This is a genomic window from Vibrio sp. TRT 21S02 (genome assembly GCF_050113675.1).
Lineage (GTDB): Bacteria > Pseudomonadota > Gammaproteobacteria > Enterobacterales > Vibrionaceae > Vibrio.
On sequence record NZ_JBNJOI010000006.1, the window covers coordinates 250,245 to 265,387 of the forward strand.

12 protein-coding genes and 1 pseudogene are annotated in these 15,143 nt (G+C 41.7%); 8 read left to right on the forward strand and 5 right to left on the reverse strand.

What is annotated here, in order from left to right; all coding sequences use genetic code 11:
- Window positions 1–94 precede the first annotated feature (94 nt).
- The 4 genes from ACQEXU_RS10565 to ACQEXU_RS10580 all read left to right on the forward strand — a co-directional run bounded on the left by ACQEXU_RS10565 (window position 95) and on the right by ACQEXU_RS10580 (window position 5,143).
- Complete coding sequence (locus ACQEXU_RS10565; protein WP_427010771.1) at window positions 95–1,897, forward strand: tetratricopeptide repeat-containing diguanylate cyclase; 1,803 nt, start codon at window positions 95–97, stop codon at window positions 1,895–1,897.
- 156 nt (window positions 1,898–2,053) lie between these two features.
- Window positions 2,054–2,602: an ECF-type riboflavin transporter substrate-binding protein gene (locus ACQEXU_RS10570; RefSeq protein WP_427010772.1), complete on the forward strand. Its 549-nt coding sequence runs from the start codon at window positions 2,054–2,056 to the stop codon at window positions 2,600–2,602.
- A gap of 7 nt (window positions 2,603–2,609) precedes the next feature.
- The gene (locus ACQEXU_RS10575; protein WP_427010773.1) at window positions 2,610–4,304 is read left to right on the forward strand and encodes an ABC transporter ATP-binding protein; all 1,695 of its coding nucleotides are present in this window, start codon (window positions 2,610–2,612) and stop codon (window positions 4,302–4,304) included.
- Window positions 4,301–5,143, forward strand: a complete 843-nt coding sequence (locus ACQEXU_RS10580; RefSeq protein ID WP_427010774.1) for an energy-coupling factor transporter transmembrane component T family protein — start codon at window positions 4,301–4,303, stop codon at window positions 5,141–5,143. The genes ACQEXU_RS10575 and ACQEXU_RS10580 overlap by 4 nt, the downstream gene beginning before the upstream one ends.
- A 33-nt stretch (window positions 5,144–5,176) precedes the next feature.
- Here the strand turns inward: ACQEXU_RS10580 and ACQEXU_RS10585 are convergent, their stop codons facing one another.
- Window positions 5,177–6,355 (reverse strand): MFS transporter, encoded by a 1,179-nt coding sequence (locus ACQEXU_RS10585; protein ID WP_427010775.1) that lies wholly within the window; start codon window positions 6,353–6,355, stop codon window positions 5,177–5,179.
- A 225-nt stretch (window positions 6,356–6,580) separates the two neighbouring features.
- On the opposite strand from ACQEXU_RS10585, the pseudogene ACQEXU_RS10590 reads away from it, so the two are divergent.
- Window positions 6,581–7,075, forward strand: a pseudogene (locus ACQEXU_RS10590) (GNAT family N-acetyltransferase).
- A gap of 16 nt (window positions 7,076–7,091) precedes the next feature.
- Here ACQEXU_RS10590 and ACQEXU_RS10595 read toward each other — a convergent pair.
- Window positions 7,092–8,072: an oxidoreductase family protein gene (locus ACQEXU_RS10595; protein ID WP_427010869.1), complete on the reverse strand. Its 981-nt coding sequence runs from the start codon at window positions 8,070–8,072 to the stop codon at window positions 7,092–7,094.
- A gap of 2 nt (window positions 8,073–8,074) precedes the next feature.
- Entirely contained in the window at window positions 8,075–8,353 is a 279-nt protein-coding gene (locus ACQEXU_RS10600) for a GNAT family N-acetyltransferase (protein ID WP_427010776.1), read from the reverse strand.
- A gap of 132 nt (window positions 8,354–8,485) precedes the next feature.
- Between ACQEXU_RS10600 and ACQEXU_RS10605 the strand changes: the two genes are divergently transcribed.
- Window positions 8,486–9,223, forward strand: coding sequence for a PilZ domain-containing protein (locus ACQEXU_RS10605; RefSeq protein WP_427010777.1), 738 nt, complete (start codon window positions 8,486–8,488; stop codon window positions 9,221–9,223).
- 774 nt (window positions 9,224–9,997) lie between these two features.
- Window positions 9,998–11,038 carry an NAD-dependent epimerase/dehydratase family protein gene (locus tag ACQEXU_RS10610; protein ID WP_427010778.1) on the forward strand — a complete coding sequence of 347 codons (1,041 nt, stop codon included), beginning with the start codon at window positions 9,998–10,000 and terminating at the stop codon, window positions 11,036–11,038.
- Window positions 11,039–11,109: 71 nt separating this feature from the next.
- Here ACQEXU_RS10610 and gltS read toward each other — a convergent pair whose 3' ends face one another.
- Entirely contained in the window at window positions 11,110–12,336 is a 1,227-nt protein-coding gene (gene gltS / locus ACQEXU_RS10615) for a sodium/glutamate symporter (protein ID WP_367990359.1), read from the reverse strand.
- 642 nt (window positions 12,337–12,978) lie between these two features.
- On the opposite strand from gltS, the gene ACQEXU_RS10620 reads away from it, so the two are divergent.
- A complete protein-coding gene (locus ACQEXU_RS10620) occupies window positions 12,979–13,899 on the forward strand; it encodes a DUF368 domain-containing protein (RefSeq protein WP_367990360.1) in 921 nt (306 codons plus the stop codon).
- A gap of 43 nt (window positions 13,900–13,942) precedes the next feature.
- On the opposite strand, the gene ACQEXU_RS10625 is transcribed toward ACQEXU_RS10620, so the two are convergent.
- Complete coding sequence (locus ACQEXU_RS10625; protein ID WP_427010779.1) at window positions 13,943–14,920, reverse strand: arginine deiminase-related protein; 978 nt, start codon at window positions 14,918–14,920, stop codon at window positions 13,943–13,945.
- Window positions 14,921–15,143 lie beyond the last annotated feature (223 nt).

A 15,143-nucleotide genomic window follows, 5' to 3' on the forward strand; every position in this document is an offset into this window, starting at 1 on the left:
TCAAATTTATATGTAACAGGTTATGGGATAAGGTTCTCAAAAAGATACGTAACTTATAGAATACAAACTTTTTGCAACCAGCAGGAAGCTGTGCATGAGCCGTATTGTTTGTTTTTTATTTTTTTTGCTCTCTCTCCCTCCATCTTATGCCAATCCGATCATTGATCGTGCATTAAGTTTGGTTAAGTTACAGCCTCAAGAAGCCATTCAGATCATTAAGCCAATCGATTACGATCAACTGTCACCTTTAGAGCAAATTCAATACGCCACTGTCCTAGCTTCTGCATTGGGCGGACAAGGAAAGCACCAAGCCTTTACCCAATTTATAGACTCCTACCATCCGCCAGTCATCAGCTCCAGAAAAGAACAAAGAGCGCTGTTCGCGTTCCAAATTCAGGCCGCATGGCCATATGAACAACAAGCTGAATACGACAATGCATTGAAATGGTATCAAGAGGCTGAGAAAACAGCGTTAGAGCTTGAAGATATGGAAAGCGTGGGATTTATCAAAATCCAGTACAGCGCTGTTTATTCTCAGCAAGGCAATTTTTATCAAGCATTGGAGCAAGCTCAACAAGCCTATAAGCTACTTGCAACAACCTCTGATCAGGATCGACTCCTTAACTTATTAAGTCAGCTCGGCATTTTGTATTACCTTAACCAGAACTATCCTCTGGCAATTGAGTATCAAGAACGAGTATTGGAACTGGCTGAGACTCAAAACGACAAACATGCAACGACACTTGCTTATTACAACTTAGCCAATGCCTACATGAAATTAGGCTTATCGGCAGGAAGCCAAGATGAGCTTGTTCAGTCTCTAGATTGGTTCGATAAGGCTTATATTAACGTTAAAGAAGCAAGTACACGTTATTTAGAACCCGACGTTCTGCTTGGTTTAATTGCTCTCCATACCGAGCTTTCAAACCTACAAAAGGCAGAAGGTTATGTCACAGCATTAAAGGCGTTGAATGCGACCTATGTCGGCTACAGTCAACTGTCTCATGCACTTACATTGGCCAGTTTTTTCTTCGCTACGGGTGAGTATTCGATAAGCCAAGTATACTTACAAACCGCCACCAACTACTTCCAAAATGAAACGCAAAGCTACCCTATCTACGCGATCAATCAGTTAAAAAAAGCGGCAGGGATCTACCATAGAATGGGGCTGAATGAGCGAGCCTACTTGACTCAACGCCAGTTTGATCGCCTCGCTGAAATTTATTATCAGAACAACATTCAAAAAGAGCTGGCTTTCTTGCAATCCGAATTGGACAACCAGCGCTTGCAACACGAAAACAACGTACTGAGCCATCATAATCAAATGAATCAAGTTGGTCTTATCTCCAGCGCTTTTGTCTTAGTGATGGTGTTAACTTTGCTAGGCGGTCAATATCGTCAAAAGCAACAATTTTACCGCCTCTCAAATACCGACCATTTAACTGGTGTACCTAACCGTCGCTATCTCTTTGAATTGGGAGAGCAAAACTTCGCCCCTAAACAACTTTCTGTCATCTTGTTTGACATTGATTTTTTTAAGCAAATCAATGATAAATTTGGTCATGACACTGGTGATACCGTTCTAAAAGAGGTCGCGGTTCTTGCAAAATCTTGCTTGCGTAACCAAGACCTTCTTGGCCGAATTGGTGGAGAAGAGTTCTTAGTTCTTTTACCGTCTCTGACTGTGCATGAGCTAAATCATGTCGCTGAGCGTTTAAGAGCCAGCATCGACGGACATAATTTTTATGACATCAATGGAAGTAAAGTGAACGTAACAGCGAGCTTTGGAGTCCATCACCACAATCAAGCACTCAGCTTGGACCAAGCATTTAAGTTAAGTGACCAAGCGCTCTACAACGCGAAAAGAAACGGTCGAAACTGTTGCGTATGTTGTTGATTTAGACATACAGATAAAGCGGTATTAGTTCAAGTATGCCGCTTTCCAACACTGCCCCTAAAAGTTATAATTCCCGCCTATTTTTTACTGGCGCACAAAATTTAAACAACAATCGACCAGTAATGTTCTTTAAATATTCAGGGCAAGGGGTTATCTATGAATCTTTCGGCAAAAACCGTCGTCGTCATTGCAATTGGTGCGGCACTGTATGGCATTGGTGGGCTACCAATGTTCGGCATTCCCGTTTTCGCCAATACGACGTTAAAACCGGCAATGGCTGTACTTGCTCTGTTTTCTGTCCTGTTTGGCCCATTTGTAGGCTTTCTTGTCGGTTTTATCGGCCACTGGGTTACCGACCTTTTTGCTGGTTGGGGCGTATGGGTGACCTGGGTATTGGGATCCGGCATTGTTGGATTAATTATGGGGCTCTTCCCAGCGATGACTCGCCAGCGCCTACAAAAAGGGGAGTTACCAGCCAAAGACTTTTTGCTATTCGTACTCCTAGCATTGGTAGGTAACATTATTGGTTACGGATGCTCTGCATTTTTAGATACCATACTTTACGCCGAACCTTTTACCAAAGTATTCACTCAACTTTCCATTATTGCTTCTGGTAACACACTTCTGATCGCGATTGTGGGTTTCTTCATTCTTAAAAATGTTGCTAAACGCAATAAACAAAGCCGCAATCTAAGCGAGGCTTAATTTTTTCATGACCATTGAATTTTCTAACTTCTCTTTTCGATATGAGTCGCTGGATAAACCGACGTTAAAAAATATCAATCTAAGGATAGAGAAAGGAGAGAAAATCCTCATCATCGGCCCAAGCGGGAGTGGTAAATCCACCTTGGGTCAATGCCTTAACGGCCTCATTCCTCACGCAGTTCAAGGTGAGATTAGCGGGACACTGTGCTTTGATGGAGCAGACAGCCGCAAATTTGCTTTACATGACTTCACAGAACAAGTCGGCACAGTATTACAAGATACTGATAGTCAGTTTGTTGGCCTGAGTATTGGTGAAGATATTGCTTTTGCTCTCGAAAACCAACTCACCACCAATATCGACATGTATCCTATGGTGAAAGCGACGGCTCGCATGGTCGCTTTAGACGATATGCTCAATCGTTCTCCTCACGATTTATCTGGCGGACAAAAACAGCGCGTGTCCCTTGCAGGGATCTTAGTCGATGACGTAGAGATCTTACTTTTTGATGAGCCACTAGCGGCACTTGATCCCAAAACAGGCCAGCGAACCATTGAAATCATCGATGAGCTGCATCAAAGCAATGACAAAACTACGATCATTATTGAACACCGCCTCGAAGACGTGCTCCATCGTGACATTGACCGAGTTATCCTCATGGATCAAGGCTCAATCATTGCAGATCTCACCCCCGACGAATTGCTGGCTTCTGAATTGTTAGGTCAACACGGTATACGAGAACCACTGTACCTGTCGGCACTCAAGTCCGCCCATTGTCACATTCAGGCCATGCATAACCCTTCAAGTTTGGGGAAAATGTCTCTTGAACCCTTTAACCAATTGGTTAAAAGCTGGTACCACCCAGTTGCTATCGCTAAGCCAGAGGACCCACGAGCACCATTACTAGAAGTCAACCAGCTTACTTATTCTTACGATGGCGAGAAAAATGCCATTGAAGATGTAAACTTTTGCATTCATCAAGGTGAGTTCGTTTCCATTTTAGGTAAAAATGGTTCTGGCAAATCAACCTTAGCCAAGTTAGCCATGGGAGTTCTTGACCCCGACGAAGGGACAATGCACTTTAACGGGCAAGATCTCCAAACCCTGAGTATCTTTGAACGAAGTGAAAAAATTGGTGTGGTCATGCAGAACCCAAATCATATGATTTCACACCATATGATTTATGATGAAGTTGCGTTTGGCTTACGTAATCGCGGGATTGATGAGCACATTATCCAAGAAAAAGTCGAACAAACGTTAACGCTCTGTGGCTTAAATAAGTATCGTCATTGGCCTGTTGAGGCCCTCAGTTACGGCCAAAAGAAACGTGTCACTATCGCATCAATTCTAGTGTTAGAGCCACAACTGCTGATCTTGGATGAGCCAACGGCTGGACAAGACTACCGAAACTACACCGCGATGCTCTCCTTTATCCAAGGGCTGAACCAAAAGTTAGGGATCACTGTAGTGATTGTCTCTCATGACATGCATTTGGTATTGGAGTACACGACTCGCTCACTGGTATTTTCAGACAGCAGACTGATCGCCGATGCCCCTATGACGGATGTCTTCAGCCAACCAGCGCTTTTAGAACGTGCAAACTTAGCCACAACCAGCTTATATCAACTCGCAGATCACTTGAATATCGAAGATAAAAGTAGCTTTATGCGCCATTTTATTCGTCAGGAGAGCAGTGCAGCATGAAGGCATCCAAAATGAAATTTGGTATCAACTACGTTGATACTGGCTCTCCTTTACATGCGTTAAACGGTATTACTAAGTTTATGCTATTTAGTGCTTGGGTAACCGTTGTACTCACTACGTTTGATCTACGCATTATCGGAATGATGATCATACTGGGTCTGAGCCTATTGAAGGCCACACGTGTTCCTTTTCAGGTATACAAGCCGTTACTGATTGGTACCGGTAGTGTACTCATGCTCAATGCACTGTTCATGTTTTTGCTCGCTCCCCAGCAAGGCAGTGAGCTTATTGGCAGCAACACTCTGTTGCTCTCCCTACCTGGAAATTACAGCTTAACTCAGGAAACGCTCTATTACTTGTTTACGGTGACCTTAAAGTACTTCAGCATGTTCCCTATTGCGTTAGTGTTTGTTTTTACCACGCACCCTACTGAGTTTGCAGCGAGTCTCAATAAAATAGGCATACCCTATAAGATCGCTTATGCGGTAAGTTTGACTTTGAGGTATTTGCCTGAAGTGAAGCAGGATTTCATAAACATCATGCACGCTCAACAAGCTCGTGGAGTTGATCTATCCAAAAAAGCGCCACTATTTACACGCATGCAGAACGTAGCAAAAATCCTAGGCCCTCTGATCTTCTCTAGTCTGGACCGAGCAGACGAAATCTCAAATGCCATGACGTTGAGAGGATTTGGTCGCCATAAAAGCCGTACATGGTATAGCTACAAGCCTCTCACTCAGAAAGACACATTCTGTTTAGCCATCATCGCCATGGTTGTTGTACTAGCAATCACAAAACGCTACACCGACACAGAGTTATTCTGGTACCCATTTAACTAACAAAAAGAGGCATGTATGGCCTCTTTTTTTATTTTAGCTCCAACGCAATACCCTAACCTCATTGCCACTTTCCGGCTTCTCAGGAATATTTAACGATAGCAGCAACGAAATAAAGGCCATCAAAGCCCCAATATAAAAAACCAGAGAGGGCGATACGAGCCAGATCAGACCAAATGTCACTGGTATGACTACCGCTGCAATATGATTAATCGTAAAGGATACACCTGCGGTGGATGCCATATCCGCTGGATCTGCGATCTTCTGAAAGTAAGTTTTAATCGCTAACGCTAAGGCGAAGAAAAGATGGTCGATTACATAAAGTGCCGCCGCCCATTCTGCTGTTTGAACCATCCCGTAGCCCACAAATACACAGATTAAACCCGCATATTCAAACAACAGCGCTTTTCGCTCCCCAACAACACCAATAAATTTACCGATACGTTTGGCAAACAAAAAATTAAATAAGTAGTTAATCAAAAACAGCATGGTGATATCTGCAGCTGAGTAGCCAAACTTTTCAACCATCAAGAAACCTGCGAACACCGTAAAAATTTGTCGCCGTGCCCCACTCATAAAGGTTAACCCATAGTAGAGCCAATACCGCTTTCTCAGCACAAGCTTTTTGTTTTGCGACACCTTAGTTTCAAATGTCGGAAAGATCGCAGCCATCCATAAAACAATGACCAATCCCGTACCACCAGAAATCAAATACACCCACTTAAAATCAAGAGCGAATATCTCCAGCATCACCCACAACGCACCATAAGTGATCAGGGAAGCTAATGCCCCAACAGAAATGAGCTTACCAAGCATTTCTGGTGCCTCTTCTTTACTCAGCCATTGCAGAGACAGCGATTGTTTTAAGGTTTCAAAATAATGAAAGCCTGTCGACATTAAAACCGTGGTAGCAAGTAGCCCAAATAAAGAAGGAAAGAAACCAGTTAACGCAGTGCCAATGGTCAGCATTAGCAAAGCAACCAACATGAACTTTTGTTCTCTGATGAACAGTAAGACAAACACCACGGTAAAGGCCAAAAAGCCGGGAATTTCTCTGACACTTTGCAGCAAACCAATATCCGAGCCGTCAAAATTTGCTCGTTCAACAACAAAATTGTTCAGTAGTGCCATCCAACTCGAAAAAGCGATAGGTACGACGATCGAAATAAGTAATAAAAAATTCTGAGGGGTTTTCCAGTGGGCTGAGGGGGTCATATCTATATTCCATAAATCATTGCTTAGCGATACTACCCTCGCTACCACTATTTATGCAATGAGTACCATTCATTTCCTTTCCAAGAGCACTTAATTCAGCCCCAAAACATTAAGGCAAAGTGTAGTTACTCACAAAAAAGTTTTCGCTACTCAGTGAATAAGAGTTTTATTTCCAATAACTTATAGATAGAGTAAAAAAACACTTAACGGACAGAGAGCTGGAATATGGACATTGTAATTAGACCGACATTAGTAAGTGATGCTGCAGCGTTATGCGATATTTATTCTCAACCTGGAGCGCAACGTGAGACACTTCAGTTACCCAAACCTTCTATCGAGATGTGGACAAAACGACTAGAAAATATCCCTAGCGGCGTATACAGTTTTGTTGCTGAAGTGGATGGAAAAGTGGTAGGTAACATCGGTTTCGAGCATTCACAGCGCCCCTGAACCGGACATTGTGCAACATTTGGCATCGGTGTCCATGATGACTATCATGGGCATGGCATTGGCAGTCAGTTAATCCAAACTGTTGTCGATCTCGCTGACAACTGGCTACAAGTTAAACGCATTCAGATAGAGGTCAACAGCGACAACGACGTTGCTATCGCCTGCTACAAGAAGTTTGGATTTGAAATCGAAGGGGAAGCCAAATGCTCGGCCTTTCGAGATGGTGAATATATTAATACCTATTTCATGGCAAGAATAAGAAACGGTTAATGTTGTAGGCTGGGTATCAACTACCCAGCTCTTGTAATGCCTTTTTCGCCAGCGCTTCAGTATACGGATTGATTTTCCAATGTGTTGGACACCAACCTTTCACAAAACGCTGAAAATCAGCCCAAGCAAGTGCAAACATTGGTCGCCATGCAGCTTCGATATCGCAGCTATTTAACTCAGGACGTAGTTTAACAACAGCATCATGTACATAGGAAAAATAGTGGTCCAACAACCATTGTTCTTTCAATTGGCATTGCTCTGGTTCAATTGCACTACTGATAAAAAGTACCACATCTTTCATTGCGCACCCTTTACCAACATATTGAAAATCAACGGCCGCCGCAGCCACGTTTGAGCCCGCATGGCTGAAACAAAAATTAGCCAGTTTCGCATCGCCATGAACTAAGGTTTGGAACTTAACCGCATTCAACTTCTCATCAATTTTAGCGGCGTTCGCTTTTAAATTTTGATCTTCGAGTGCTTGTAACTCATCAGGACGAGTCGACAAGTGCCAATACGTACCGCTTTCCCATAGCCCTTCTCCATTGTGGCCAATATGCTTGACATGGAAGTAAGCTAACCAACGCAAGCAAGCGAGTAATTGAGGCTTTGTTGCCTCTTTAGATAGTTGAGGAAAACCACACGCAGATAGATCTTCCAGTACCAGGAGGAACTCTTGCTCTGATTGCTCTACATAAATGCCTTTTGGAACATAGCAGTACTCTGGGCACCCAGAAGCATAGTCGCGATACCATTTTATTTCGACTTGATACGATTTGAGCTTTCTTTGATGAGAACGTGCAGTATTCCATCCACGTGGATGATGACTTTTTTCAGGTAACTTCACATGTTTAACGATGACAGACTCAAGGGAAGAGCCTTCCACAAACAAGCGAACCAATTCACCGTAGCCACCCCATAGCGTTTGAATCAGTTCAACCTTAACAACCTTACTGCAGCCTAACTGCTGTACCAAAGATAGATAATCACACTGCATCCTCATGCCTTCAAATGAGCCCATTGGGGATTTTTCGTCAAATAATAGTCAACATAACTGCATGCAGGGATCACTTTCAGTCCCTTTTGTTCAATATCCACGAGCAGCGTTTCCATCATTTGACTGCCACTCCCCTTTCCTCTGAGTGATTCAGGTACACTTGTTGATGTAATCGTCAAGGTGTCATCCACTAGTATCACTTTGACCATGGCATAATGCTGATCACTCAGCTTTACTTTAATTTGAGACGTTTTCTCATCCCAAATAACCAAATCCTCCATACCAACTCCTATTTTTGATAAGTTGCTCAAAATAATAACTAAGATTGATGTTTGAACTATGGATAAAGGAGAAATAAAATCAATCTGCTTGCTAACAAAAAACAATACCATGGCAAGAAGACTGGAGGCTAGATGAATTCTCAAACGTCAGCATTAAAGGAAAACAACGTAAATCCAACCAACTCGGAAAAGAGTGTAATGACTCTCAACAGTACCGATGCGCTCTCTATGGTTGAACATGGCAGTGAGCTTACCGTTGGTATTACGACGCCAGTAGGAACAACTTTCCGCTGTAAAACAACGTTTATTGGTCTTCATTCAAACAATGTTGCACTCATCGAACTCCCCAAGATCTCCCATGATGACCTCGAATTCTTCTTTCAAGAAGGTTTTTGGCTTGCAGTAAGAGCAATATCTCCGAGAGGCGAAGGTGCTGTCGTTCATTTTCGTAGCCAAATGCAACATATCTATAAGACGCCAATTGCCATGGCCGCGATTTCCGTACCACAAACGATGCAAGTAACTCAGCTTCGTAAAGAGCCAAGGTATGAGGTGAATTTGTTTGCAAAAGTTACGAGCGCGAATCATCGTTCAGACTGCGAAATCCGCGACCTATCTAAGAGTGGCTGCCGCTTTATTACACCACCATTGGCACGAACCTTCCAAGTGGGGGATCCCATTCAACTTGAAGTGTGTATCGGTACCCGAGCTGATTCAGCCCTTCCTCCTTTGCAAGGAACAGTATGCAACCTGCAGCGTTCCTTGCATTATGCAAGGTATGGCGTCGCATTTGATGACAATGGTAAGCACAACGCGAAATCACTCCTTGGGCAACTGAAATTTGATGGCACTAAATTAACCTTAAGATAGATATATCTAAGGTGTAAACAAAACAGCAAAGATCAGAGAATAGAGACCAAAGTCCGTGTGTGCCATCATTACTATGATTCACAATAACGACCTTCCTATATATTTATAGTTTCTAAAGCTTTTGGCTAAGTATTTATTAATAATCGGATCAAGAATATATTTATTATACAAATATATAATACCTGATTTTTTCTCATATCAATTAAAAACATCCAATCAAAAACAAATAACTTTATTCATTTAACAAACTAGCGTATCTTTGTTTTTGCTCATCAAAATTAATTTACTTTATAAATAAAAATCACATATACCAATAAACATATCAAAATAATATTTATAAGTAAATCACATACAATAAAAAATCATTTACATAGTAAATAAGATTAAATGTATTGATATTAAAGTCATTTATCACGTATGACTGGTAGAGTTCCATGTGGTTCTCTCTTATTTTGTGGGCCCCCTTCATCAAAGCGTGCAAGGCTTAATATTATGTTTGCGTGGCATACACTAATCACCTCCCATCCTAGTCATGTGCATTGGCTGATAGGAGGTGGTGATGGCTAACTTTCGCATCTCAGTTACAGCATGCTAAGTCGACAGAAATATCATCATTACATTTCTTATTTCCTATTTCTTAAACTAAAAATTTATTTGTAGCTTAAGAGTTAAAGAGTTGTCTCTTCAAAACAATAAATATAACAAGCATAGAGGTAGGATAATTGTTAACTATATTTCAGATTTAATATAGTTGGCAATTACGAACATATTAATATGAAATACACATTGATAACCGGGGTTGCTGGGGTTGTTGGTTTTGAGATTGCTCGACAACAAATTATCTCTGGTAATAATGTCATAGGTATTGATTTACTAAATGAAGAAACCAGAACTATTTTGGAGAAAAAACATGATATTCAAGAACTCAATACCTTAGCCAAAATAAATAATGTCATATTTATTTTCTCTGAGCTCAATATAAAGAGCTCACAAATGGAAAACATATTCAAAAGGCATAAAATAAAGACCGTCATACATTGTGCCTCTCTCGTCCGTGATCGTGTTAGTGTCTTTAGTGCTGCTGAGTTTCTAGACAACAACGTTGTCGGTACTGCTCATTTACTTGAAGTGATTAAACAACACCCTTGGGTAGAACATATTGTCTTCACGAGTACGCGCAGTGCGATAGGGGAAGCAAACTCTCCTGACGATCATCTCGATGAGACTAGCCCGTTTAGCCCGATTAACCCTTATGGCGCATCGAAGGCGAGTGTTGAGCATCTTCTCCATTCATTTAGTGCTAATTATCAGATACCAATAACCATCTTCCGGCTAAATCCACAAATTTGTGACCGTCGAGATATGATGCCAAGAATCTTAATTGATGCCGCATTGACTGGGCAATCCATTGTGAAATTTGGTGACGGCTCTGCAACTCGTGACTGGCTTGACGTAAGAGATACCGCTCGAGCAATCAATCTATGCTTATTAAATCCTGAAGGGATACGCGTCTTCTGTATAGGAAATGAAAGGATAACAACACTTAATGAGCTGATATATCTGGTCGAAACTATGACGAGTCGAACAATCCAGTTAATCCACCAAGAAAACCCGATTGGAGATGCAATACACAGTGGCGTATTCTCTACTCAGAAAGCCCAAACTGCACTCAATTGGAAGCCTGAGTTTTCACTTGAACAATCACTCCTTCGCCTCATTGAGTTGAGAGCAAGCCAAATACTCGAGAAAAAGCGATTATCTCATAAGAGCGTTAATAACAGAGGTGAACGTCTTTATATGGAAAATGCATATTAGCGATAGCTAAATATGTGAATAACAGTTCTACACTTAAAAAAAAGCTCTGCAGTGCAGAGCTTTTTTATGTGTTAACCGATGAAGGAAATATATCCCTGTAGAATAATCAGGTTCACAATATCAATGAAGAATGCACCGACAATCGGTACTACCATGAAAGCTTGTGGAGAAGGACCAAATTTATTGACTAGAGAGCCCATATTCATCACTGCTGTCGGTGTTGCACCTAATCCAAAACCACAATGTCCACCAGCCATGACCGCTGCATCATAATTTGAACCCATCACCTTAAATGTAACGAAGTAGGTAAAGATACCCAGTACACAAGATTGTACCGCCAAAATCACGAGGAAAGGCACCGCTAAATCGAAGATATTCCACAACTTCAAACTCATCAGAGCCATGGCTAAGAATAGAGACAATGAAACCGTGCCTAAAATATCAACTGTTTCAGTATCAATGGTTCTCACCTTGGTCACTTCTAAAATATTGGTGATAAACACACCAATAAACAGCGCATAAACAAAGTCTGGGATCATAAGCCAGCTAATTTCAAATGTGCTTACCCATTGTTCTAGATACTTCGCACCAGTTACGCAAATCAACAGGATGAACAAAACCTCAATCACTTTTTTTGCAGTAACTTTGTCTTCTTCATATTCGTTGTAAGTCACTACTTCGGGGTGACGTTGATGTGTGTGTACACCTCGTCCATAGACTGATTCCAACTCGTGCTTGTCAATCAGCTTTTGCGCGACAGGGCTACCGATGATACCGCCAATGATCAAGCCAAAGGTTGCAGATGCCATTGCAATTTCTAGTGTATTAGACAAACCATAGGTATCTGCAAATGTTTGAGACCAAGCCGCCCCTGTCCCATGGCCACCTGATAGGGTTATCGAACCCGCAATTAAGCCCATCAATGGATCCAGCCCTAAAGCCGTTGCCAGTGACACCCCTACTCCATTTTGGATAATGATGTAGAACGATGCGACTGCAAGGAAAAGGAAAACCTTAGCACCACCTTTCATAAGCTGTGTATAGTTTGCCGCCAAACCAACGGTACTAAAGAACATCAGCATAAAAGTGTTTTGCAAAGGAAGAGAAAACTCCAGATCAATGCCATTGAAATGCATGAGCGTAATAGCAACCGCGACAATCAATCCACCCACAATTGGTTCAGGAATGTTGAATTTCCTCAAAATGGGCAGCTTCTCTTTAACGAAATGACCTAAAAACAACACACCAATTGCGATTAAGAAAGATTCTAGCGTTTCAATTGAAATTACGTGATTCATATAACCTCTTTATTGTTTTTCACTCATCTTCCTTAACGAGCAAGAGCAGACTTAGCTGACTCTTAAAATTAGTACGGATTTTCTAGTCGAAAAGTATCCTCTGTATGGTGGCTTAACCACGCTCGACAAACAGATTAAACGCCCGTGTTAATTGGGCAGGGAAAAAGAAAGCGGGCATTATTAAAAAGTTCTGGGGGGTTTGTCGAGTTTATTGCCGAAATTCTCAATCTGCAGAGTGTAAACTTTGGCAAGGTCTTACCTATGAGAAAGGGAATGTGTGCTATACGCTAACCAAAAGGCAAAAAAAAAGCCAAACGCAATAAGGCATTTGGCATATGTTTTTGTGTGAACAAAGTTATTCACTAACAACGTCAGTTGGCTAGGTGACCCTCGGCTTAATAAGGGTCAATGTTACTAGAGCACGAAGCGTGCCAACTTTGAAATACATAAAAAGACGAATAAATCGGCAATATGAAACCAAACCCAAGCATTAGTTTGCAAATTGCAAATGCATATTGCAACAACGTTGCAAATCAATACTCAACTGTTCACATATACATGCAAGTTATTTGGATCGTTTTCGTACTTTTTTGACATCAGAGTCGGTATACTCCGCACATCTTCCCTAACAAACCACAGAGAATGAATTACTTTAGTACTTTCTTAAAAGGCATGGCGATGGGCGCTGCCGACGTTGTACCAGGAGTTTCCGGCGGTACGATTGCATTTATTACGGGTATTTACGACACGTTGCTTGAGAGCATTCGTCGTGTAAATCCGAGTGTTTTAAAAATTTGGAAGAATGAGGGATTCTCAGCGGCTTTTAACCATATCAATGGTTTTTTCCTTATTGCATTATTTGGTGGCATACTCACCAGCATTGCGACCTTGGCTCGCTTAATTTCATGGTTACTAGAGACGCACCCAATTCCATTGTGGTCGTTTTTCTTTGGCTTGATCTTGGTGTCGGTTTACCACATTCTACGTCAGGTCGAACACAAAACACTGAGCCGGTTCTTGCTGTTATGTCTTGGAATCGCGTTTGCCTACAGCATCACTGTGCTTAAGCCACTGCAATTAGAGCCAACCACATTTAATATTATTCTGGCAGGCTCTATTGCAATATGTGCCATGATCCTTCCTGGTATCTCTGGAAGTTTCATTCTGCTACTTATTGGCATGTACGCACCTGTATTAGGCGCAGTCAAAGGAATGGACATCCAAGTGCTTGCACTATTTTTGGTTGGTTGTGTCACGGGTTTATTGGCCTTTTCTCACGTGCTTTCTTGGTTGCTTAAGAACTATCGCGATTTTGCGTTAATGTTCCTGACTGGCTTAATGATAGGTACATTACCGAAAATTTGGCCTTGGAAAGAAACACTGACATGGCGCACGAACTCGAAAGGGGAAATGGTACCCTTAACGCAGCACAACTTATCTCCCTTTGATTTTGAAAGCATCACTTCACAACCCGCTCAACTTGGTTTGGCGATTGTATTGATGTTCTGTGCCATAGCATTGGTACTTGGCTTAGAAAAGTTTGCTGAAAAGCACGACATCTAAAGCAAAAAGGCAGAGCTCAAGCTCTGCCTTTTTCATATCTACCTTACAAGACTCGGTTTCGAGTGGGTAAGAACACTTCTCCTAACATGCACCTCACACTTCCCCCTCCAATATTTTCAATGGTCGAAACATCAAAAGGTAGTAGCTTACCGTGGCTGGATAACTGTCCTTTCTGCGACGGCGAAAATGCATCATAAGCAGACTTAGACATTGCAATTACTTTGTCACCATTCACCGTTTCGAGTTGCAAGAGATTACCGCAAAACTGATTCATTTGATCGATAGAGATAGAGATCACTTGCTTGTCTTTAGCCAACGACTTGACAACAAAACGCCGCTCAAACTCAGGGATCACTTCATCACAAATAACACAGAAATGTTCGCCAATCGCCATCATCACATTAGTGTGATAAATCGGGTGTCCGGATGGTAATGCAGTTTGGAAAGAGACAACACGCGAATACCCGATTCTTTCAGCATAGTCTTCAAGTACTTCACGATCACACCGTTGTGACAACGCGGCATAGATCGTTTTATTTACATGGTCTTTAACCATCACACCAGTACTTTCCAAATGCGCATCATCCTTGAGGTATGAAGTAAGATCATCTTGTCGCTTCACGACACGACCAGCTTGGTTTAACGCAGCAATTAAACTTTCAGAACGCACTTCTTGTTGTCGATTTTGGCATGCCATAGGGAAAGCAAAAAATTCGCCAGCCAAAGTCGTACTGAACCAATTGTTAGGGAATACAGCATCTGGCGTTTCAACCTCACTTTCCGGGTAGTCAAATTCCACGACTTGAATACCTTCACGGCGCAAAGACGCCACCATTGCATCAAACTCAACCATCGCTTGGCGGCGGATCTGCGCATCCGTTAAGTCGACATGATGTTGGAACTCGTTATCTTTTGCTGTTTCCGCATTGAACTTAAACTCTTTTGGCGGAACCATCACAACACAATTTGCATTCTGTACTGAAATAGATTCATTTTTCAGATGGGTTTGCTGTTTCAACATTGCTACAAACTCGTTATTCTCACTAGATAATCGCAATTGTAAGCATAATGTTAAAATAACATTTACTGAATTATCGTTAATGATGGTAGTTAGGTTTAATTATTTTACTGCAAACAAGCCAAACAACAGTAAATATTACTGCGCATATCAATTTGCAATGCATAATATCGGATAATATGCATAACAAAGAATAAGTTTTGCAAATTCACTGGTTACAATTTGT